Annotated in this window: 18 protein-coding genes; all 18 read left to right on the top strand. The window is 53.3% G+C overall.

Translation table 11 applies throughout. The annotated features are described in order from the left end of the window. Positions 1–2: 2 nt before the first annotated feature. Positions 3–1,874 carry a conjugative transfer system coupling protein TraD gene (gene traD, locus AC05QJ_RS31795; RefSeq protein WP_476748229.1) on the top strand — a complete coding sequence of 624 codons (1,872 nt, stop codon included), beginning with the start codon at positions 3–5 and terminating at the stop codon, positions 1,872–1,874. A gap of 290 nt (positions 1,875–2,164) precedes the next feature. Further along, positions 2,165–2,311, top strand: a complete 147-nt coding sequence (locus AC05QJ_RS31790) for a hypothetical protein (protein WP_476748228.1) — start codon at positions 2,165–2,167, stop codon at positions 2,309–2,311. A 1-nt stretch (position 2,312) separates the two neighbouring features. Further along, complete coding sequence (locus AC05QJ_RS31785) at positions 2,313–2,966, top strand: IncC plasmid conjugative DNA transfer DtrJ family protein (protein ID WP_476748227.1); 654 nt, start codon at positions 2,313–2,315, stop codon at positions 2,964–2,966. Between the two features lie 123 nt (positions 2,967–3,089). Continuing rightward, entirely contained in the window at positions 3,090–3,902 is an 813-nt protein-coding gene (locus AC05QJ_RS31780; protein ID WP_476748226.1) for a DsbA family protein, read from the top strand. After that, positions 3,903–4,184, top strand: a complete 282-nt coding sequence (gene traL, locus AC05QJ_RS31775; RefSeq protein WP_095158206.1) for a type IV conjugative transfer system protein TraL — start codon at positions 3,903–3,905, stop codon at positions 4,182–4,184. Between the two features lie 7 nt (positions 4,185–4,191). Beyond that, complete coding sequence (locus AC05QJ_RS31770; protein ID WP_476748225.1) at positions 4,192–4,827, top strand: TraE/TraK family type IV conjugative transfer system protein; 636 nt, start codon at positions 4,192–4,194, stop codon at positions 4,825–4,827. A gap of 4 nt (positions 4,828–4,831) precedes the next feature. Next, on the top strand, positions 4,832–5,953 hold the full coding sequence (locus AC05QJ_RS31765; RefSeq protein ID WP_476748224.1) for a TraK domain-containing protein: 1,122 nt from the start codon (positions 4,832–4,834) through the stop codon (positions 5,951–5,953). Between the two features lie 9 nt (positions 5,954–5,962). After that, positions 5,963–7,324, top strand: a complete 1,362-nt coding sequence (locus AC05QJ_RS31760) for a TraB/VirB10 family protein (protein ID WP_476748223.1) — start codon at positions 5,963–5,965, stop codon at positions 7,322–7,324. 57 nt (positions 7,325–7,381) lie between these two features. After that, complete coding sequence (gene traV, locus AC05QJ_RS31755) at positions 7,382–7,906, top strand: type IV conjugative transfer system lipoprotein TraV (RefSeq protein ID WP_476748222.1); 525 nt, start codon at positions 7,382–7,384, stop codon at positions 7,904–7,906. A gap of 84 nt (positions 7,907–7,990) precedes the next feature. Beyond that, complete coding sequence (traA, locus tag AC05QJ_RS31750; protein ID WP_476748266.1) at positions 7,991–8,284, top strand: TraA family conjugative transfer protein; 294 nt, start codon at positions 7,991–7,993, stop codon at positions 8,282–8,284. Positions 8,285–8,353: 69 nt separating this feature from the next. Beyond that, positions 8,354–15,136 (top strand): Ig-like domain-containing protein, encoded by a 6,783-nt coding sequence (locus AC05QJ_RS31745; protein ID WP_476748221.1) that lies wholly within the window; start codon positions 8,354–8,356, stop codon positions 15,134–15,136. A 113-nt stretch (positions 15,137–15,249) separates the two neighbouring features. Next, entirely contained in the window at positions 15,250–15,939 is a 690-nt protein-coding gene (locus AC05QJ_RS31740; protein ID WP_476748220.1) for a DsbC family protein, read from the top strand. Continuing rightward, complete coding sequence (gene traC, locus AC05QJ_RS31735; protein ID WP_476748219.1) at positions 15,940–18,348, top strand: type IV secretion system protein TraC; 2,409 nt, start codon at positions 15,940–15,942, stop codon at positions 18,346–18,348. It begins immediately after the preceding gene. Continuing rightward, a complete protein-coding gene (locus tag AC05QJ_RS31730; protein WP_476748218.1) occupies positions 18,345–18,665 on the top strand; it encodes a hypothetical protein in 321 nt (106 codons plus the stop codon). The genes traC and AC05QJ_RS31730 overlap by 4 nt, the downstream gene beginning before the upstream one ends. Further along, complete coding sequence (lepB, locus tag AC05QJ_RS31725) at positions 18,658–19,149, top strand: signal peptidase I (RefSeq protein ID WP_476748217.1); 492 nt, start codon at positions 18,658–18,660, stop codon at positions 19,147–19,149. The genes AC05QJ_RS31730 and lepB overlap by 8 nt, the downstream gene beginning before the upstream one ends. Continuing rightward, the gene (locus tag AC05QJ_RS31720; protein WP_476748216.1) at positions 19,143–20,294 is read left to right on the top strand and encodes a TrbC family F-type conjugative pilus assembly protein; all 1,152 of its coding nucleotides are present in this window, start codon (positions 19,143–19,145) and stop codon (positions 20,292–20,294) included. The genes lepB and AC05QJ_RS31720 overlap by 7 nt, the downstream gene beginning before the upstream one ends. Beyond that, positions 20,291–20,983 (top strand): EAL domain-containing protein, encoded by a 693-nt coding sequence (locus AC05QJ_RS31715; RefSeq protein WP_476748215.1) that lies wholly within the window; start codon positions 20,291–20,293, stop codon positions 20,981–20,983. Before AC05QJ_RS31720 ends, AC05QJ_RS31715 begins: the two co-directional genes overlap by 4 nt. Positions 20,984–20,992: 9 nt before the next feature. Further along, complete coding sequence (locus AC05QJ_RS31710; RefSeq protein WP_476748214.1) at positions 20,993–22,036, top strand: TraU family protein; 1,044 nt, start codon at positions 20,993–20,995, stop codon at positions 22,034–22,036. Positions 22,037–22,043 lie beyond the last annotated feature (7 nt).

Genomic DNA, 22,043 nt, shown 5'->3' with positions numbered 1-22,043 from the left:
CGATGAGTGAATGGGCGTATGAGATGCCATGGAGGCCTAACTTTGAGGCCTTCGAGGCGAGCGGTTGGGTTCTGGGCATGGCGGCGACGAGCGCTGTGCACCTGCTCACTGATCTCCCTCCGCAGCCCTTCTATTTATCGCTGCTTGTGATGGGCGGCTTTGCCTTGCGGCGTATTCCGGCCGCCGTGCATCTCTACCGGGTGAAGCAAGGTCTGAAAGCGAAGCCTGCTGTGATGATGGGGCAGGACGAATTGATCGAGCAGATGCTCATCAAGCGTGGAAGTCTATTTCTAGGCACCGGCTTCAGGTGGACGCAGAGTGAGGGGCAGCAGGTGTTCGAGCTGCTCAAGCGCGATATCACGAAATTGATGCCCAAGGTACCGGATGGCTTTATGGGCTCGCCGTGGATTCACGGGATCTCGATGCAGCCAGATCGTCCCATTGAGTTGAAGGAAGACCTCACCTCCCTCCATACCCTGATCGCCGGCACCACAGGCTCGGGTAAGACCCGGGAGTTCGATATTTTGATCAGCCAAGCCGTTTTGCGCGGGGAGGCTGTAATCATAATCGACCCAAAAGGGGACAAAGAGCTTGCAGAGAACGCCAAGCGAGCTTGTGAGCTGTCGGGGCGGCCGGAGCGGTTCAAATACTTCCACCCAGCTTTCCCAGAGAAAAGCGTTCGGATTTCGCCAACCAAGAACTTCGGCCGGGCGACCGAAGTGGCTTCGCGCATTGCGGCACTGATGAAATCCGAGGGCGGAGATCCGTTCCAGGCCTTTGCGCAGATGGCCCTGAATAACGTTATCCAGGCTCAGTTGTTGTGCGGCATGCTGCCGACACTAGTCGAGCTCCGCCGCACGCTCGAAGGTGGCCTGGCGCCGCTGGTTATCCGCGCTATCACGGCTTACGGTTCCAAAGTGCACCCACATTTCGAAACGCTTGCCCGTGTTGCTCTGAGCAAAGCCCAGACGGACGAAATGCGTGCTAAGGCTCTGCTGCAACTGTACCGGACTGAAATCGTTCCACTTGCGCCGAGTTCCGACCTGGAAGGCCTGCTCTCCATGTTCGAACATGACAAGGCGCACTTCGGCAAGATGATTGCGTCGCTGCTGCCAGTACTGAACATGCTGACGGCCGGACACATGGGGCCAATTTTATCGCCGAACATGGATGACCCTGAAGACGAGCGTGACATCACCGATTCGAGCAAGGTTATCCAGGGTGCCGAAGTGCTCTACATGGGACTCGACTCGCTTTCCGACAACATGGTCGGGTCGGCCATTGGCTCAATTTTCTTGGCTGACCTGGCTGCAGTTGCCGGTCAGCGTTACAACTTCGAAGACCCTGAGACACTGAAGCGCAGGCCGGTTAATATTTTTGTTGATGAAGCTGCAGAAACCGTTAACGACCAGCTCGTCCAACTTCTAAACAAAGGTCGTGGCGCGGGAATGCGGTTGTATGTCGCGACGCAGACCATTGCGGACTTTGAAGCTCGTATGGGTTCTCCAGCAAAAGCGCGACAAGTGCTGGGTAACGTTAACCATGTGATTGCGCTGCGTATTACTGACCAAGAGACCCAAGAATATATTGCGAAAATGATCCCTCCGACCTATTACAAGTACGTCATGAGGACTCAGGGTAACTCCACTAAAGATGATCCGCATTTGCACTCGCTTAATGTGGGTGAGCGCTTGATGGATGAAGAGGGTGAATTATTCCCTTCACAACTGCTCGGGCAACTTCCAAACCTTGAGTTTCTGGCGATTCTTGCTGGTGGTAGAGTCGAAAAAGGAAAAATTCCTGTTTTGACCAGTCCAAAAAACTATGACAAGGCAGTAGAGCGAGCAAAGCTGCTAGTTAAAGAGGCTGCATAATCGTGCGATCGCGTTTTCAAACAGTTACAAGCATGGTGTCAAGGGATGACAAAGCACGCCTCATCCTTAATATCCTCGAAGCTGACTGGCCGACAGCAGTGGATATCGTTCCTCGGGCACTAGAGCTGGTCGGGTTGCAGTCAACCACTCCAGAGAGCGTAGAGTTATTGAGGCGGTGTTTGGCATCCTATCAATCGTACCTGGGCCAGAGTGACAGAGCGCGATTGGTATCGTTCCTCGAACCATTTCTGAGTGGTTTGACGGCTCTTCTCCTAAAAGAGCCAACGCCGATGGACACTGTACTGGAAATCAAGGGGCTGCTGGATGGCGTTGTGAAGAGCGAAGGCCACGCCGAAGCCCGGTTGAGGATCGAAAAAATCCTAATGCCAGAAGGTTCTTCTATAGGCAGAGTCTGGCAAGCCATTAAGGAAGACTGAAATGGCAGATGTAGAAGAGAAGATGCCCAAAGGGCTATGGACAACCATAGTCTTCATTTTTATTGAAATTATTATGATTGTGTGCCTGGTGCCCAACAAATTCATTGATACTGCAATCCTGACCGAGCAAGACTGGGGTGAAGTGTTAATGGGTAAAGATCAGCATGATGATCTGATTAGTAGAACTAATGCGCTTTACACGAAGGTTAATTTGGACACAGGTCTAAACGCGACCGTGCAAAGTTTTTTCGTGCCAACTGCGGAGGAACGGGAGCGGTCGAGGGCATGGGAGGGGCTGGGAAGGGTGTGGTTTAGCTTTATTGAGAACCGTGGAGAGGCCCTTGCTAAGGTGATGTACCATATATATTACAGGCTGCTCCTGCTTTTAATGTGGTTGCCTTATATGGCAGTTATAATACTGCCGTCAATTTTTGGCGGTTACATGAGCTGGAATATAAAGCGGTACACATTCCGGCACACCTCGCCCTTCCTCAACACGTATAGCTCAAAGATTATTGCCTTCATTGTCGCGAGTTTGTGTGTAAGCTTCATTGCGCCAATCCCCATTCCGCCAATGATCATCCCTATCGTGATCATCACAATGCTGCCGATCGCCTGCGGCCTTTTAATCGGCAACCTACCCAAGCGTTTGTGAAGCCCAGCTTGAATGATGCCCCGCTCTAGCGGGGCGTTGATATTTTGACCCTTCGAGCGGGGCGGATTCAGCCCAAAACGCTTGGGCTAGACCTCACCATTGACTCAATGGCTGAGGTATCTCATGAAAAAAGAATTCGTCGTAGCGCTCACCCTCTCATCGCTGGCCCTCGTGGTGTCCGTGGCTTCCCTTGCCCTGGCCTATCACAAGGTTGAACAGGCCGTGGGGCTTTCCAACCAGGTCAATGAGCAGCTGTCCAAAATCAAGCCTTGGGCATTCAAACGCGATGCCCTCGACTCGGCTATCGAAGAGAGCCGTATTGCAGCAGCGATGCGTGGAGAAGAATCTTCGACACCTGGCCGGCCGCAAAAGCGAGAGGTCCAGCCGGCCAAAATTGACCGTCGCTATGGTGACCCGAAGGCGCAATTTACGCTGATTGAGTACTCAGACTTCGAGTGCTCATTCTGCAAGCAGTTTTTCCCTGTTCCCAAGGCACTTGCTGACGGGTCCAGAGGCAACATCTCAGTTGTCTTCAAGCACGTTCCTATCCATGGCGATGCATCTCGACGTGAAGCGTTCGCGGCAGAGTGTGCAGCGGCGCAGGGCGGAAATGACGCGTTCTACCGCATGGCCGGCGCCATCTTCAGTTCAACACCTGGTAATGGAACGGGTACCGAAAAGCCGTTGAGCGTGATCGCCGAAAGTATTGGCCTGGACGGGGCTGAACTTTCAAAGTGCATGGACAGCGAAGACTTCTACGAAAAGGTCAAATCTGATTTTCAGGAAGCGATCGCACTCGATATCAAGCAGACCCCGACGACGGTAGTTCGCCATAACCCAACGGGCAAGCAAGTCATTCTCGCCGGCGCAGTATCGCCAGAAGAAGTTTTGAAAACCATGACACAAATTGTTCAAGGTTCGGGAGCCAATAACTAAATGCAGCCAATCCGCATTCCGCAGTATGTTGATGATCCACCCCATTTGCTCTTCTGGCAGGCTGATGAAGTTGCACCAATTGGCATTGGCCTCGTTTTTGGGATGTTCACTGGTTACGCAGCAGTTTGTACTATCGGCGGATTTCTGCTGACTCGCTGGTACAGAAAGTACCGTGACGACCATCCTGATGGTTTTATGGTGCACATGATTTATTGGTTTACCGGGTTGACTGGTGCGAAGTCCCGTACGATCCCTAACCCATTTATCCGTGAGTTCCATTGAGGCGTCCATGCTGATTGACAACTTTAAGCGCACGTTCCGAGGAACGATTTCCGAAAACAAATTTTTGCGATTGCTGGTCGTCGCCCTGGTGCTGATCAATTTGATCGCCATTGTTGGCTGGCTGAACAAAAACACTGTGATCGATATGCAGCCGCCAAACTTGGTAGAGCGTGCCTGGGTAGATGAGTCATCTGCCTCAGACGAATTCGTCGAGGGATGGGCGCTCTATATTGCCGATCGGCTCGGGAACGTCACGCCTTCATCATCCAAGGTGATCCGTAAGTCCATCGAGCCGTTGCTCGACACTGATATTTATCAGGACTTCGTGAACAAGATCGAGGCTCAAGTTCTGCAGATTCGGCAGGACCGTGTGACCCTCAAATTCGAGGCCAAGGATGTTTTAAGAGATCGGAATAATAATAAAAAGTTTTACGTGACAGGTCGTTCTTATATGACTGGTCCAAATGGCAAGCCTGTACCTAAGAACGTCACTTACGAAATGGATCTCAAAGTAAGAAACTACAAACCTGTTCTTACCTACATCGACACGTATGAAGGTAAGCCTAAAACAGAAGACGTAATTCGCCGGCAAGAGAAATCCGCCCAAGCACGCAAGCGTATGGAACAAAAGAATGAAATGTAGACTAGTGAAGCTGGCCCTGATTATCACTGCGTTTGCGGCTGTTCAACCGGTCCATGCGCGTGAACTCAATATCCCAAAGATGCCCACTGCATCGACGGAAACGATGGTGGTCGACGCTTCGCCGCGATCAGTGAATCCTGCCGACTACGGCATGGAAGATGGCGAGGCGGCGGCCCGGGAAGCCCTGGCAGATGCGCCTGCTGAACACCCGACGGTGCAGCCAGCTCCTGCACCTGCACCTGCAAACAAGTCTTCCAGTCCTGCGCCGAAGAAGGACACCGACCTGATGAAGGTTTCTGGCGGCGGCCGTGGCGGGGACTTGCAGGATGTTCCTGCATCGGTAGCTAAAACCTCATCCGGAGGCGACGAGTCGCTGGCGATGGTTTCCTCGCTGGAGGACGTCGTCGTTCAGCCAGGCGTGAATACTATCGTTCCTGTGGCGGTCGGACACCTCAACCGAATCGTCACTCCCTTTGAGAAGCCAATCGTGCAGACCGTTTCGCAGAGCACCTTTGAAGTCAAGGGGAACGTCGTTTACATCTCGACTCAAGACCCGTCTCCTATCGCGATGTACATCACCCCGAGTGACGATGAGTCGGTGGCCATCAGCCTCACACTGGCACCGAGAAAGATTCCCCCAATTCAGGCCAATCTGATCATCGGCCAGTTGCCTGGTGCCGGCGGCCGCGGGGTGCCGGGAGGGCAGGGTGGTTTCCGCTACTCGGGCCAGGCCAAGAAGTGGGAGGAGGGGCAGCCCTACATGGAATCCATCAAAGGGATCATGCGGGCGCTCGCGCTTGGAGGTATTCCCAAGGGCTATTCGATGGGTAAGTTGAGCCGCACCGACACGCTTCCTGCCTGCTACCAGGACGGTATCAGTTTCGACTTCTCTCGCGCACAAATCGTCATGGGGCACAACTTCAAGGCCCTGATCGGCGTCGCACGCAACGCTTCAGCTATGCCGGTCATGTTCGATGAGACCTCGTGCACGCACCCCCAGCTGGCAGCCGCTGCATCATGGCCGCGGAACATGCTTGAGCCTGGTCAGGCTACTGAGATTTACATCGTCACTCGGGTCGGTGACGCCCCCTCAGAAGACTCTTCCAGGCCGAGCCTGCTGAACTAAGGGGTGGGTATGATCAAGTCAATGTGGTCGGGCCTGAGCCCGAAGAACAAGAAAGCGGTGGCAATTGTAGCTGGAGTGTCGGTGCTTCTCTGCATTGTCTACTTCCTCAGCTCCATAGGTGGGGATAAAAACCAAAAGCAGGGGGGGAAACAAGCAATTGGCCGAGTATTGTTCGACGCCGATCCTCGGGCGGTAGGTATCGACTCGCTTAACGCGAAACAGCGCGACCAGGAGAAGTCACTCTCTGAGGTCCAGCGCAACCTCAAGACGCTGATGGAGCAGAACGCCAATCAGCAGGAGATCAAGGACGGCATCAAGACTCTCCAACAAGGCCTTACGGACATTCAAGGGCAGGTCGCTCAGACAAAAGAGCAATCAGACAAAATACAGGCGGAAAACCAGCGTCTTACAGACGAGATCAAGAATTTCCAATCTAAAGTCCCGCCACCTGAGAAGGAGGCTGAGATCAAGGAGAAGGAAGCCCGCCTGCAGCGTGAAAAGGCATCGGCCGACAAGTTCAACGCGGTCTCCAATGATCCGAACAAGAACCAGGCCGCCTTTTTCGCCAATGCCCCGGCCCCGGTCCAGGACCCTGTTAAACCTGGTCAAGCCACGAAAAAGGAAGAGAAGCTGACGATCCGATCCATCGGTAATGAAGAGCCAAAGCAAGATGACTCCAAAGACCAGAAGGAGGAGGAGGTTTTTCTGCCGGCGGGTTCGATCATGTCAGGTGCCTTGATAACCGGCTTGGACGCACCGACTGGCTCCAAGGCGCGACAAGACCCATTCCCGGTTTTACTGCGGATCAAGAAAGAAGCCGTACTGCCTAACCGCTTCAGGGCGGATGTGCGCGAGTGCTTCTTGATCGCCAGTGCCTTTGGCGACATGTCCTCTGAGCGAGCCTACATGCGCGCTGAAACCATCTCTTGTGTCCGAGATGATGGGGGAGTGATCGAGACAGGCCTGGACGCATATGCGTCGGGTGAAGACGGAAAGGCAGGCGTCCGGGGGCGGTTGATTTCGAAGCAGGGCGCGATCCTGGCACGTTCTCTTGCGGCTGGTTTCATGCAAGGTGTGAGTGATGCCTTCAGTGTTCGCCAAGTCCCGAGCATCAACATCACTGGTACCGGCTCCAGTAGCGGCCAGAAAGGTGTTGTCGATCCCGTCTACCAGCAAGCGTTTAACTCGGAAGCGCTTCAAGGTGCTGCGATCGGAGGAACCGGGAAGGCTCTGGAGCGCATCGCCGATTTCTACTTGGAAATGGCCGAGAACCTCTACCCCGTAATTGAGGTGGATGCCGCTCGCGAAGTCGATTTCGTGGTGAAGAAAGGCGTTCAACTGAAGCTTATGAGCAAGGCCCCGCGTCGCTGACCCTCAACAGGGGCGGATTCGCCCCTGCACCCAATTACAAGTTTGGATACTACCAACATGAACTCGATTTCAGCTGTGAATGCATTCCGAATTCTGGCCTTGGCAGCGTGTGCGTTGACCATCCCCGGCTGTTCTTTCCTGCAAATTGGCGAGTCCGAATATTCCTGTAAAGGAATGCCAGACGGTGTGACCTGTATGTCGGCACGTGATGTGTACCAACTGACCGAAAACGAGAATTTTCGTCAGGAAGTAGAGACGCGCCAGGCCGCCAAGGACAACGCGATAAAGGAGGGCAAGACACTGGATGAGGTACTTCCTGCAGTTCAGCCCCACATCGCCGCAGGTGAACGCTACGTGGTGCCAAAGCCAGCTCGAAATCCGATCCCAATCCGCTCCCAAGCCACTGTCATGCGTGTCTGGGTAGCCCCTTGGGAGTCGGAAACTGGCGACCTGAACGTTCCGGGATTCATTTACACGGAGATCGAACCACGTCGATGGGAAATTGGCACCCCAGCGGCCAAGCCAACACCTTCGATTCGCCCGCTTGAATCGAGGAAAACCCCAGTTCCACCTGCTACTTAAGCATCCCCCAACCAGCATCACCAAGGAGTAACACCCATGCTACTGAGCATTACCCCAAATCAAGTTCGCCGCACCAAGGAGGCGATGAAGTTCGGTGTAGCCCTGATGCTCACCTTCGCAGTAAGCAACGCTTTCGCCGGTACTGGCGGTGACAGCTTCGACTCGATCTGGGTCACCCTGAGCGACTGGATGCAGGGCACCTTGGGCCGGGTCGTGGCGGGCTCGATGGTACTCGTCGGTATCGTGTCCGGCATCGTGCGCCAATCCATCATGTCGTTCGCTACCGGCGTCGGTGGCGGGGTTGGCCTGTACAACACGCCGACCATCATCGAATCGATCATGACCGCCACCCTCCCGGTTGCTCACTCGACCATGTAAGTAACGCGCACGACCAAAGCCGGCCATCGCCGGCTTTTTGGCTTTCACACCAGGATCGGGAAACTCAATGTGAACTGGACAAAATCGACAGCCCTTTTTTCGATGACGTTGGTGTCGGCTGTCTTCGCGACAGAGGTTTTCGCCGCTTCGCAGTGCGTTGAGACTGGTGAGGTGCTGACGATCAATCCAGTGGTATCGGTGGTTGGCGAAACGCTCGACGTGAGTTACAAGCTGAGTCGCGCGGGGTGCTCCACCACTGGTTCCTACAGTCTACCGATCACTGTTGGCACGGCCAAAGGCGCAACCATCGGGAAGTGTGAAGGCGTCAGGACCAAGGAGGACTTCAGTTGTAAAGGCGTGGCCACATTGCCCGCGGGTTTTACTGGCCCCCTGGTCATCAGTGTTGGCAAAGCAATCGCCGAGACGATCGTCGAGGAAAAAAAGAATGTTCCTCGCGCAGAGGACATGGAGGTTTTGAATAACGAAGACGAAATCCTGGAGATCCCGCTTACCCTTTCGGGCGCAGGAGTCCAGGCCGAGTCCTTCGAGCTCTTGGATATGCCTGCAGAAACTATCGGCCAGTTCCTGCTGAATGGGGCGACGGTAACGTTCAAACCCTTTCCGCATTGGAACGGTATTGCCTCCTTCACGTATCGCGGCAAGGACACTAAGGGCAACTACTCCAATGAGGCCACTGTTCGTGTCGTTACCAGCTTGGTCAACGATGCCCCGGTCGTCATTCCTCATCCTGCGATCGGTGTTGAGGACAAGCCTTTTGTGTACGTGCCAGTCGTAAAAGATCCTGACAGTGTTGACATCTACCACCTGGTGATTGAAACCCAGGGCACAAACGTAAAGGCTACTGTTGAACCTGATCAGCACTCTTTGAAAATTGTTCCAGAGAACGATTGGTACGGCGAGGACACCATCCAGATCATTGCCGTGGATGGTGCCGGCGCCAAAAGTGCGGTTGCGACTATCAAGGTTATCGTCCAGCCAGAAAACGATGCGCCTGTCGTCGCGCCGATCTCAATCGTGACAAACGAAGACAGTGAAGGCCGTGCGAAAATTCTTTTCAACGACCCGGATGGTAAAGCTCCATACCTGTTCTTGATCGATAAACAGCCGTCTGCCGCTACGGGCGGTTGTGGTATTGATGGCGATGAAGTTGTCTTCACACCGGCCAAGAACTGGAACGGTGTTACAGAGTGCTCTGTAGTAGTCGTTGATGCTGATAGCGGTGCATCGTTGCCAGCCAAGGTTGGCATCACAGTGCAACCAGTAGCTGATCCTCCAGTGGTGGAAAGTAAGACCCTGACCATGAATCAGGGTGATACTTCCACCGTCACCCTCTTGGTGACCGACCCAGACGCAGGCGACGGTTACAGTCTCGCTTCAACGTCCGCTCAGGATCCTGCATTTGGTTCCTTCAGTTTTGCTGGTTCGAACCTGACGGTTGCGCTCAACCCAAGCTTCGTCGGCACGCGGTCCATCTCGTACACCGCGAAGGACACCTTCGGCTTGGAGTCGACGCCTGGGGTGTTGACCATCAAGGTCCTCCCTGTGAACAAGGCGCCTATAGTCAACAGTGCTCAAGCTACGACGGCTATTGCAACGCCAGTCTCCTTAGACCTTACTGCTACTGATCCAAACCACGATACGCCGCTCAGCTTCTCGATCGCACAGACGGTTCCAGCTGCTTCTGGGACTCTTGCCATTTCAGGCAACATACTGACCTTCACGCCAGCGGCTGGCTTCGTTGGGACGGCGACCGCCAATGTGGTGGCAACAGACCCAGGAGGTCTGGCGTCAACACCTAAAGCGGTGTCGTTTATTGTCCAGGAAGACCAAGTAATCGCTTATGACCCAGACATACCCGATAGCCACACGATCATCATCGTTCAGCAACCCGATCCGTCGACCGGCGTCATCAGTGTTGACGGTTTGAAACTGACGTTCACGCCAGTTCAGGGCTACTTCGGCACAACCACGTTCACTTACAAAGTCCGCGACGCTGCAGGTTTGGAGTCGGAGGTGATCCAAGGCACGGTTGAGGTGCAAAAAACCAACTACGCCCCGACGTCTGCAGCAGTGGCGATAAGCGTTTATGAGGGCGAGGCTTCCGCGCCGACAGCACCAACTGTAGTAGATATAAACCTCTATGATGCGGGGCTGCACACCTTCAGTATTCCGATTCAGTCCATGACTGGCGTAGCGGAAGTGGTCAACAACAGGATCGTTTACCATGCCCCGTATGGAGTAAGCGGCAGCCTGACCTTCAAGTTTGTTGCGCGGGATCTTGCAGGCGCAGAGGTAGAAGGCCTGGCCACGGTGAACGTTCAACCCAAGAACTTCCCGCCCACCTCTGTGGAGCTGTATCTCGACACTCTGGAGTCCACACCAGTGAGTGGTATACCGGTTGTTGTCGATCCAAACCCTACAGATACCTTCACCTACAAGGTCGAATCCAATCCGATTGGCGGCACTGCTACCGTCGCAAACGGCAAAATCATCTACACGCCACACCCGAACTGGGTTGGTGTGGACCGTTTTGCTATCTCGGCCTTTGATGCGGCGGGGGAGCAAGTTGGGGGGCTGGCCTACGTGAATGTGCGGCCGAGCAACGTCGCTCCTGAAGCGGTTTCCGGCGTTATCTCTGTTCGAGAAAATACGATAAGCGCTCCATACTACCCGGTCGTCACTGACAAAAATGCTTACGACGCCGGCAAGCACCAACTGACCATCAAGACCCAGCCCACTAACGGGCATGTGGCACTTGAAAATAACCGTCTGGTTTTCACACCGGCCAAGGACTTCATTGGTGATGATACAGTCACCGTCGAAGCCAAGGACCTTGGTGGGCTGGTGGTTGAAGGGACTATTTCGCTCAAGGTCTACAAGAACAACCTGCAGCCTGAAGCTGCGAGCCTCACGATCACTACGTTTGAAAACACGTCCTCGGCAGAGACCGCGCCGGCTGTGCTCGATCCTAATGCCTGGGATCACTTCAGCTACGAAGTAGTAGCTCAGCCTGAGCACGGGGCTGTGGTGGTGGGAGCGAATGGGTACGTTTACACACCGCATGCAAAATACACTGGCAATGACGCTTTCGTGTTCCGTGTCGTCGACTCCTATGGCCGCTACGTCGAAAGTGTTGCCAAGGTGGCTGTACTTCGCAAAAACACACCTCCTACGGGTATTTCGCCTGACGTCCTTTATTTCTATGAGGGCATCGGTGGCAAGCAGCGGCTTACCGCTCTTGATGAGAACCTGTGGGGCTCTCACACCATTGAGGTGCAGACACAACCTGGTCATGGCTTTGCCTGGTTCAACAACGACGAGTTGAACTTCAAAACGGACGGTAAAAACGAGACCACCGTTACCGTCAAGGTCACAGACCAGGATGGGCTATCGGTCATTGTGCCTGTGCGCCTGGTGCCCAAGAGCATTGACGAAGTCATTGACCAAATGCCGGTTCAGGAGATCGCCAACTCTAAAATATCGACGCCCGCCATCACCAAAGAATTTCCCCGCGTCGATGGCCGCCCGGGCTTCTTGATACTGGATAAGGACGTCATTGCTGCGTTGGGGACTGACATCGTGGCGGTCGTCGAGAAGACCTCCTCTGTTGGCCTGAAAATCGGCAGGAGGGCTGTCGAGCCAAGCCAAGGCACCAGGTTGTCGGTGGACTACGTGACCGCAGATGGGATCGGTTCAGCCTTGGCCGGCATCAAGAGTGCTGTGAGTGGACAGGGCCGAGTAATACTCATGAGGGCAGACCTCACCGGTACTGCTTACGCAGTTCCCTTCGAGGTTTGGAAGCTGGAAGGGGCGGTTAAGACGTCCGCCGGCACTGTTCCTTTGGGCCTGCAGTCCGTACGTGCGCAGTTTGCGCCGTCAAATACCGTGTGCTTGAACACTGTGCGCCAGGCATCGGCAGTGAACGGTAACCCCTATGACAATCCTGTGTGCTTATTGGAATTCTCCAAGGTCCTACCGGAGTATAGGGACCTGTCCAGTGATTCTACCCTGGCGATGTCCGGCACCGCGGAAGACATCGGTACATATCCAATCGAGGTATCTTCGTACATCGTTGGGAGCGATGGGGAGAAGAACCTTCTGGGTGTCTACAGTGCAGATACCACGTTCCAATCGGCCTTCGGAACGGTAAAAGTGGGCCCTAAGTACCCATTCACAACCGCCTACTACAAAGTCGAGGAACTGGATGTTGAGTATGTGCAGCAGGCCGGCACGCCCTGTGACCTGACAATTATTGAGCGTCGTGCAATCAGCGCTGCAGCATCCTATCCAACGAAGCCGATGTGCCTGCTTGAATGGATAGATATCCCGACCGGAATGGCCATACGTTCTAACTGGGACAAACCGTACCTTCAGGGTACTGCCACCATGATCGGGCCTAACAAATCGAGCTGGAGGCTCTCTGTTTTCTCTCCGTCGGGGAAAAAAATCGACCTCGGTCCGGATGAGTTCAACTTCACAGCTGTAGAGCCGGAACGTGCCACGGTCACCTACGAGTCCAGCTCGAAGGTAAGTGACACTCTTCTCACATCGCCGTTGGCAGGTGCATACATCGGTGACGCCATTATCCAGTCAGTGAATGCGAGGCTTCTGATCAACCATAACCTCAATCTGGGGGTAGAACAGTCGGAAGACACGCCAGCCGCCTATGGCGCCATCAACAAGATCTACCGCAGGATCTACACCGCCCAGTTTGATGCCTTGTGGCAAAAGAGAAAGCTGCACACCGACGTTGCCTACAAGGTTCTTCCGGATATCGCAACTCACACGGAAATGGACGTTTTGGCCGTTCCTGACGAAAGCGTTGTACCTATCATTGACAACGAAAATGGCAAGATCCTTTCGACCAACACCCTCGAGGTTGGGGTGACGATGGGCGACGCTTATGACAAAACGAAAATCTACTCAGCGGACAAAATGGGCGAGTGGGAAGTTCGCCTGGTACTTAAACCGACGTGGAACACTGTGACCGAGCTGGCGCCATGGACGAGAACGGATAGTGGCGGTCAGACATCGTTCGCGATTCCGATCGAGGAGTTAGCCGGCAAGACTCTGCGGATCTATGCGGAAGCCCGGGTGATATCACCTGTGGAGGAATATCAGGTGACCCGCACTTCACCGAGGCCCCTGAGCCTCGCCATTCTGAACGGAGCAGCGCTCGACGGTTCAATTCGAGCTCTTCGCCTGACGGGTGAAGCTCCGCTCCGCATCACCCTTTTTGCCGATGTGACCAATCGGGCCTGGACGAAGGACCTGGGTGCGGTTCGCTGGGAGATGTCGACCGAAGGTGGTCCCTTTGTCGAACTGCCAAACAAGAGCAGGACGCCTCAACGGATCGCGTTGACGTTACTGAAGGGCAGCTACAAGATCCGTGCAGAGCTCACGAACAAAAACTCTGGTGCCAAATCGATGACCGACGTGATCGAGGTCATCGCCTATAACGTACCTAAGGGATACTTGAAAGGGCCAGGGAACACCTTCTTGGATGCAGATGCCAACTTCAGGATCCTGCAGCTCGATGCCAAGCCAATCGATCTGAGCAATATCGTAGTTGAGTGGAGCCTGGACCGCGGTAAGACCTGGGTACCTGGCACTGACACAATGGTCCAGAACCGCAGTACCGAGCAGCGCGTCTACGTGTACGGCCGGATGCGCTACAAGGACGCCCCGGTCGACGATCAAAGGGTATGGAAGGTGCTGAGGTCCGGCGTTGCATTCCGGAAGGTTAGGCCGCCACGTGTGCAGATCATCGGACCTCGTCGACCCGAAGTAGGCAAAGAGTCGACTTGGGTGGCGAACATGCTGATGCCATACCCGAACATGGACCTGACTATGGGCGGGGAATTCATCATGCCCGACGGTACGACCATTGTGCCTGGCCAGGAAGCCAAGTACACGCCGGTTGATACAGACGTGACGGATGCAAAAACGTACCTGAAATACCGGGCATGGATTGACGGTTACCGGGATCGGGGGGGTGAAGGTATCACCGAGCAACGCATTACCTTCTGGCTCTACGATTGGCCGGCGTGGGCTATACAGCCAACCTTCAGCGCAGAGTATGCGCCGTCTGATCTGACGCTGCGTGTGCGCAACATCGGCGAGTTCAAGGCGGTGGAAGGGGTTTACTACGACTGGGAGCTGCCGGCCATGCCCGGGTATCAAGTCGTCAAGGACGATAACTCCGCTCTCAGGATACTCAACATCCTAGAGCCGGCCGTGTACCCCTTCAGAGTCCATGTCTATGACGCCCGCGGGAACTACACGATGGTCGAGCGTTTGATGACCTTCAAGGAACCGCCACCTTGGACCATCAATTTGCTGTGGAGCGGCGACAACAATGCAACGCGGGCCCCGTTGGGCATCATGGTTCGACCACAAATTTCCGGCGGCCATCCAAAGGACCGTATCACCAGCTTGAAGTACAAGCTGAACGGGGAAGAAATCGATACAGGGGGATCGCGGTACGCGCGGACCACTTTACCAACAGAGGGGCAGTACCAGGTTGACCTGGCAATCGAAACCGCGATGAACAAGGGTTCGGAAGGGAAAGTCGACATTGAGGTGAAAAAGAATCACCCGCCCGCCTGCGAACTGCAGGTGAAGGAGGGCGGCTCAGCTTGGACGGCGGTCGCCAAGTGTGTTGATCCCGATGGGCGGATCGCGCGGCACAATTGGTATGTCGACGACAAGCTACAGGGCTTGGGTGGCTCAATGATTACAATTTCCAAACGCACGTATCCTGACGCACCCAAAATTGTTGTTTTCGCTACAGATGACTCGGGAGAGGATTCTCCGCCGGCTATCTGGTGATGAAGTAAAGGGCGCTATGCGCCCTTTATTTTTGACCCAGTGACAGGGTCAGATTCGAACCCCGCAGCAGCTCAGAAACAATAGTCTGAGGACATCGATATCGAGGTGTCCTCATGTTCAGAAGAATCTTTTTTGCCCTCTTGGCGTGCACGGCAGCAATCGCTTCAGCAGCCGACCAGGCTGACAGCCAGCATAATCAGACCGCACCGATGCCAATCAACGGGATGATCGCGGCGGTCAAGAACGGAAAGCTGGCCTTCGTCAGCGACAACGGACGTTTCGTGTTTCGCGGCTCAATGTACGACACCTGGACGCAGCAAGAAGTGACAACTCTGGCTGAAGCCGAACAAGCATCCAAATACATCGACCTCAAGAAGCTTAAGTTCAACATTGAAGACCTGGTCCCCTTTACCGTTGGAACAGGTTCGCGGACCGTCGTTGTATTTACCGATCCTCTCTGTCCAAGCTGCGCCCAGTTGATATCTGACTTGCAGAAAGTCGAGGGTTACAGTTTCAAAATTGTCGAGGTCCCAGCTCTGGGCGACAACAGCGCCAAAATTGTCCGTAGCCTTTTGTGTGCGAAGGACAAGGAAGAAGCCTTCAGCGTAGTGACGGGTAAAAGCAAGCCGCAGGTAGTTCCTCAGCGTGGAAACGACTGCGATACATCGCCAATCGGCAAGCGAATCATCTCCGCTCAAATGTTCGGCGTGAAGGGGGTGCCTTTCATGATCCGGGACGATGGACTCATCAAACACGGGTACGAAAAAGGAACGCTGTCGAACTGGTTGGCAGGGGCGAAATAAATGACTGCCCAAATCCACGCCAAAGCTAACTACCCACTTGCCGACTTGATGAGTGTGGTCGCTTATGATGACGAAAAGTACTACTTCGCCTTGGACGACAATTCAATAGGCTTTTCGTTCTTGTGCCGTCCCCTGCCCGGGAGTGACGGTAAAGAAGGTGATCAGCTGAAATCTGTTCTCAAGCAGGCTTGGCCTGCGGGAACAACGATCAACTTCAACCTATTCCCATCCCAGAATATCAACAACCAGGTCAACAGCATGCTCCGGATGCGCCTGGGCTGCGAAGACAACATTGCGCACCAGGCAATCAAGAGCCGGGCCAGCTATCTGGTTAACGGTACCTTGAAGCCGATTGATGACTACTCGGGGATCAAGGTTCGTGAAATTCACGTTCTTATCACCGTCGTGATGCCGATCGACGACGTACTGCCGTCTGATAAGGAAATTCAAACAATGTCTGAACTGCGGGCGCAGTTCGACTCGACATTTAAAAGCATCGGATTTGCTCCCCAGCCTCTGACCAATCACCTCTACCTGGAGATCATGTCATCGATCTTAAACCAGGGGGAGAACGCTTCCTGGCGCGATCGCATGCAGGCTGAGGCGGAAGACGACAAGCCGCTGAAATGCCAGATTCTCGATTACGATCGAACTGTGGAGGTTTTCAGTGATCACCTGAGAATCGGTGAGACTTTGGTCAAGACCTTGAGCGTTAAGAAGTTTCCCCGCCATACCCTGCAAGGTGCTGCAGCATGGTACCTGGGAGATTTGCTCACAGGTGCAAATGGGATTCGCGAGAACTGCCTGATCAGTTTCACCGTATTCTTCCCAGAGCAACAAGCAGCGAAAGACAAACTAAACACCAAACGGCAGTGGGCGAATAACCAGGCCTACGGGCCGTTGCTGAAGTTTGTGCCGAAGTTGGGTGCAAAAAAACAGGGTATGGATGACCTGTTCAAAGAACTCGAAGAGGGCGAGGCGGCTGTAAAGTGCAATATGACCGTTGTGATCTTCGCCAACGATCGTGATCGACTGGTTCGGGCCACGTCTGAAGCCCGTAACTATTTGGGGATTCGCCAGTTCACGATGCTCGAAGATAAATACTTCGTATTGCCGCTGTTTCTCAACGCGCTGCCATTCGGCGCTGATCGTAAAGCCATCGACGAAACATATCGCTACAAGACAATGGCGATCACTCATGCGCTGCCACTGCTCCCAATATATGGAGATTGGAAAGGGACCGGATCGCCAATCATGCAGTTCGTATCGCGCAACGGGCAGTTGATGTCGTATTGCCTGTTCGACTCGGAGACGAACTACAACGCAACAGTGGCCGCGCAATCGGGTAGCGGCAAGTCATTCCTGACGAACTACCTGATCACTGCGTACGAGTCCGCCGGCGCTCAGGTGTGGGTGATTGACGTTGGTCGTTCGTATGAAAAGCTGTCCAAAGCATTTGGGGGCGATTTCATCGAGTTCACACCAGAGTCCAACATCTGCCTGAACCCGTTCGAATTGATTCACGTCTACCAGGATGAAGAGGACGTCCTGATTGGGCTCCTTTGCGCCATGGCGGCACCTACTCAACCTCTTATCGACCTTCAAATTGCAGGCTTACGCCAGCACTGCGCCATGGTCTGGGAGGAGAAGGGCAAACAGATGGTCGTAGACGATGTCGAGAAGTCACTTCTTAAGGATACCGACTCTCGAATTGTCGACATCGGAAAGCAGCTTTTCCCGTTCACTTCGAAAGGCATGTACGGCAAGTACTTCAACGGGAAAAACAACGTTGACTTCAAAAATCCATTTACCGTCTTGGAACTGGAGGAGCTGAAAGGGCGTAAGCACTTGCAGCAAGTGGTTTTGCTCCAGTTGATCTACCAAATTCAACAAGCGATGTTCCTGGGTGACCGGGACCGTAAGAAAATCGTAGTGATCGACGAAGCATGGTCATTGTTGACTGAGGGGGATGTCGCGAAGTTTATCGAGCACGGCTATCGCCGGTTCCGTAAGTACAACGGTGCAGCAATCACTATCACCCAGTCCGTCAACGATCTCTACGCCAGTCCAACAGGCAGGGCCATTGCTGAAAACTCCGCTAACACGTTCCTGTTGGGGCAAAAACCCGACGCGATCAATATGATCAAACGTGAAGGTAAGCTGGCGCTCAGTGAAGGAGGGTTCAGTATTCTGAAATCCGTCCACACAATTCGCGGGCAATACTCTGAGATTTTCTTCCAAACAGAGCAGGGCTCCGGTGTTGGTCGCCTGACCGTGGATAACTTCTCAAAACTTTTGTATTCAACCACGCCGAAAGATGTGAGCGATATCAACTTCTACATCGGGCAGGGTAAGAACACTGCCGAGGCCATTAACTGTGTAATGCGGGATCGTGAGGTGGCACTTTGAAAGTCATTCTGGTCAATGCTGTGGTTTCCTTGGTAATCGCAGTTGGAGTGGTAACGGTAAAGGACCGCTTCTATGCAGATGAGTTTGGCACACCCGTCGCCGTGATGAACTACGATGTGGTTGCATCAAAATCCAAGCTGGAATCTCCAGAGAAGACCGAGGCGGCATATGCAAGGTTGAACGCCTCAGCCACCAAACTGGCTGCCGCTGGATTTGTCGTAGTCGACTCACGCGCCCTGGCGGCCTATCCGCCTGATCTGGAAGTGCCATCGCCGGTGGACAAGGATCAGATGGTAGAGAATGCTCATGATGAATAAGCACGTACGATTTTTGGTGCGCGCATTACCGCTTACCATGGTAATGGTGGCGGGCAGTCTCTACGTAACCACGCGCTTCGCCATCGGTGTTGATCCGCAGAAGAACACTTGCCTTGATTGGCGAGTGTTTATCATCGACAAGCAAAATACAGCGGTCGAAAGGGACAGTATCTATGCATTTAAGTCCACTCAGATGGAGCCATTCTTTAAAAATGGTACCACCATTATCAAGTACGCCCGCGGTGTTGCTGGTGATCGAGTAGCAGTAAACGGCACGCGAGTATTGATCAACGGTAAGGAGCAGGGCGTAGGTCTTCAGCTGTCTGAAAAACTTGGAATGCCTGAGCAGCGTTATGTTCGGGATGAAATTGTACCAGGGCACAAGTACTGGTTCATGGGGACTTCTGAGGATAGTTTCGATTCGCGCTACTGGGGCTATGTTAGCGAAAGTGACGTGATCGGTAAGGCATACCCGTTATGGTGAGTCGGGTATTTGCACTCTTAATGTTAATTATGATTCCTTCTGCAGCTTGCCTTGCCGATTTTAATTTCGCTGAGCAGGAAAAGGCTGCAATTGAGCAATTTTCTGCTGAGCTGAATCAAATCAAGAGAAAAACCGACCAACAGGTTGACTTCACGCTGAAACACGAGGACTTCGCCTTCGTCAAAGATTCCACTCCACTGTCGCCAGGACCAGACGTGCAAGCTGCAGTTGACGGCCGGAAGGTGATCTACCAGATATTTGTGTCCTGGTCACTGGGCGAGCAGGAAGTCAAGGACATACTCTTACGCTACAACGGAAATAAGTCGGTTGAGCTCGTGTTCCGCGGCATTCCTGAAGGGATGCCCTTTCCACAAGCACTGTCGAAACTACAGAAGCTGGCGTTAGAAACGAAGTCGGATACTCCGGTACTGATCAACCCTGTAGTTTTCAGCGAGGCGGGTGTAACTGTAGTACCTCAAATCAGGAAACTTGAGAACGGAAATTCTACTTACATTGTTGGCGGTACAACGTCAATTTTGGCTGCAGACAATGAATTCAGCGTGCGTAAGAAACCTGATCTCGGATCCATAGGCCCGACGGAAGTTATTTCTGAGCGAGACCTGATTGAAGTACTGAAAGATCGTTTGGCAAAACTTGATTTCAACGAGCTGAAAGATAAAGCGACAAAGAGGTTCTGGGATAAACAGATGTTTGTTGATCTGCCCACAGCGACTGTACATAGAGTGAGAAAGCTAAATCCGACCGTAACTGTACCTGAAGATATGACGGCGACTGACGGATCAGTAATCCACAAGGCTGGAGACCAGATCAACCCCCTGTCTATTCGTCCGTTTACTCAGCGTCTTGTAATCATTGACCCTGTTGATCCACTTCAAGTTGCACTCGCAAAAGCTGAAGTTGAGAAGAACGCTAATCACCAAAACGTGGTTGTGATTCTCACTAGAGTTGATAGAGCGCTTGGGTGGGATGGATTTACTACTGTCCAGGACCAGATTGGTCGGGCTGTATATCTGCTCCAAGACGACGTTCGTACGCGATTCTCCATAGATTACGTGCCGTCGGTTGTCACAGCTGATGTAACAAATTTCTACATTGAAGAATTCCCAGCAGGGGGCCTCAAATGAAAGCAATTGCGCTGCAGGCAATCCACCTACCTAATGGCTCAATACTTGGGCATGAGGTACTCGCGCGTCAATCCGAGGGTACCTCATGGGTGGGGCCTGGGGCGTTCATGAAGGACTGCGAACCTCTGTCCTGGATCGAATTGGACCACTCAGTAGCGGAGCTCTTGGTTGAGCATTCGAATGTGCTCAACGGTGTTGGTGTGGCCTTCGTGAACCTCAGTGCACACACACTAGCAGACACAGCGCACTTGAATATCGTTTGCGAGACTTTAGTTAAGACTGTTCGATCTGGGGTAAAGGTGTGTGTCGAGGTTTCGGAGACCTTCAATGCTGAAGGTCTGGAATTAAATCGCAGCTTAGATCTTATTAGAAGTCACGGGCTTATGTTGGCGGTAGACGACTATGGCAAAGATTGCTCGAACTTTAACCGTTTGACTTCCTACCCTTGGGATTTCTGCAAAGTTGATCTACCTGCGGTTTGGGATAGTAGCAATTTTGACTGGGTAATTAAGGCAAGGGACTACTGCGCAGCCAATAATATAGGGTTGATTCTAGAAAAGCTGGAGTCGACTCAACTGTTAGGTGGTTTACTTAAGCCCTTAAACTCTGCTGCCGTACAGGGTTTTGCAGTATCCATGCCGATTATCCTTCAAGCGGAACCTCTTACACTGTGCGCGTCGTTGAGTTAAGGTCAAGTCATGAGAAATAGTGTTTTGATTTTCGTCCTTCTATCAGCCCTTTTGCTTTCGCCTTTGGGGCGGGCTGATGAGACTGTGACTGACTCTCTTTCATGTCCAAATGCTGAATTATTCAGTGCAAAACTGTTCACAGATGTTTGTTGGGCTTGTCTCTTCCCAATCCGCATTGCTGGAGTAAGTATCACTCCTGGCGAGGCACCGTTCGGGGCTTCAAGCAAAAGTCTCTGCATGTGCGAGGACAAACTGGGAATATTCATGCCGGGCATTGTCAACTCCATGTGGGAGCCGGCGCGACTTATAGAGGTAGTGCGTAAGCCTGGGTGTTCTTTGGCGCTCGGTGGGGTGACTTTGCCAATCGGGGATAAGCGACTCTGGGGCACGCTCTCGGACGCCACAGCAGGTAATTCAATTACCAAAGAAAGAATGTCGTTCTACAACGTCCATTACTATGCATTTCCCCTTCTTTCGATTCTCGAAATGTACATGCCTAAACGCTGCTCTCCGGATGGGTACGCGGACTTCGACATTATCCAACTTTCGGAAATTGATCCTACTTGGACCAATGATGAACTGGCGTTCTTTGTTAACCCAGAGGCGGCTGCTGTTGCTAACCCATTGGCCCAGGCTGCGTGTACCGCTGATGCTGCACTCGGTGTAATTGGTCAGGAGCCATTGTCATCTTTGTGGTGGTGCGCAGGCACTTGGGGTGAAATCTACCCGATGGCCGGGACCGCACTACCCAACGATTTCGGTCGAACGACGTCTCTTTTGGCGACCCGTACTCTTGCTACGCAGCACCGCCGCGGTCTTGCGCATTTGACTATGGGAGACCAGACAATCTGTCGAGGATCAATATTTCCTACAGTTCCAAAGTCTCAGTACAAGATCTCAATGTTCTATCCACGCGCCGAAGCTAAGCGCAGTCATTGGATAGGCTCCCACCCATTGACATGGCAGGGGGGCGAGGGCCGGGTTATTCCTCAAGTAGGTGAGGATGCCTTGTACATGCTGTTCCGCTGGAACGACTGCTGCAATACTTTGTGAGGTTGTC

This window comes from Pseudomonas sp. TUM25319, assembly GCF_056388475.1.
Note: the sequence above shows the minus strand (reverse complement) of the source record. Positions and strands in the feature narration are given on the sequence as shown.